This window comes from Streptomyces lonarensis, assembly GCF_012033735.1.
In the GTDB taxonomy this organism is placed as follows: domain Bacteria; phylum Actinomycetota; class Actinomycetes; order Streptomycetales; family Streptomycetaceae; genus Streptomyces; species Streptomyces lonarensis.
In genome coordinates, this window is record NZ_JAAVJD010000475.1 from 1 (window position 1) to 1,117 (window position 1,117).

The 1,117-nt window shown below is 82.4% G+C and carries 1 pseudogene; it reads left to right on the forward strand.

From position 1 onward, the window contains the following. Positions 1–154: 154 nt before the first annotated feature. Positions 155–1,117 (forward strand): annotated as a pseudogene (locus HCN56_RS25620) (hypothetical protein); the annotation flags it as partial.

Consider the following 1,117-nt stretch of genomic DNA (forward strand, 5'->3'; position numbering starts at 1 on the left):
CCCGGGAGGGCGAGACCAGCGCGTCGCACGCCGCGAGCAGCGCGGGCACCTCCTCGGCGGACCGGTCGCCCAGCAGCCGAGCACGGCCGGCGCGCGGGTCCGGCGTCCGGTGCACGACGAGGCCGCCGCCGACGTGCGCAGCGCACGGGAAGGCGTGCCCACGCCCCCCTCGGCGCCGCTCGCGCCGCCCGTCACCGGCTCGGCGCCGCCGCTGGCGCTCCCGCAGGTGTCCGGCTCCGCGCCCGCCGGGGCGCGTGCGCTGCGGCGTCGGCACACCACCGGCCCGGCGGACGCCGCGGCACCGGACCGCCGTGCGTTGAACATCGCGGCCCGGTCGGCCGACGGCCTGCCCGTGGTCCCGCGGCCGGGCTCCCCGGCGGCCGCGGCACGGGAGGCGGCTGCGAGCCGTCCGGTTCTGGTCTGGTCGCCGCTCCGGCTGCCCGGCACGGTCTCGCTGATCGTGCCCGTACCCGCCGCGGCGCTGGCCTCGCGGCCGTCCACCGTCCGCGCCGTCCCCATCGCGCGGACGGCCGGTGGCGGCGACTCGTCCACCGACCCGGGCCGCGCCGGAGCCGCGTTCGATGCGGACGCGGCTGCCGGTCTGGTCACCGTGGCTCCGGCCCGTGGACGTCACGCGGCCCCGGGACGGCCCCGGACGCTCGGTCTGACCCGACCGACGGCTGCCGCCTGGCGGGCGATGCGCGGCATCCTCACCCGGCGTGGACGCGGCGGTGAGGAAGCTCCCGGCGCCGCCGGGCACGCGGCCGGTTCGGCCGCCCTCGTCCCAGCAGTGCCGGCCCCCGCGCCGGCCCCGGTTGCGGCGCACGGCGCGGACGCCGTGACGGCGCACCGCGCCACTGACGGGCCGACGGCGCACACCGCGCCGGCCGTTCCGCGCCCCCTCCCGGGGGAGACGGGGCAACACCCCGCCGGAGCGTCCGCGCAGGAGGCGGCGCCGGTGGGCCCGGCGGCCGAGCGCGGCGCCGTCCCGGCGGTGATCGCGTCCCGCGACGGTGCCACGGGGCGCGGCGACGGCTCCGACCGCGTCACCGACGCGTCGGTCCGGGCGGTGCGGGCGGACGCCCGGCGCCGCCTCGGCCGTCTCGCGCCGCGGGGG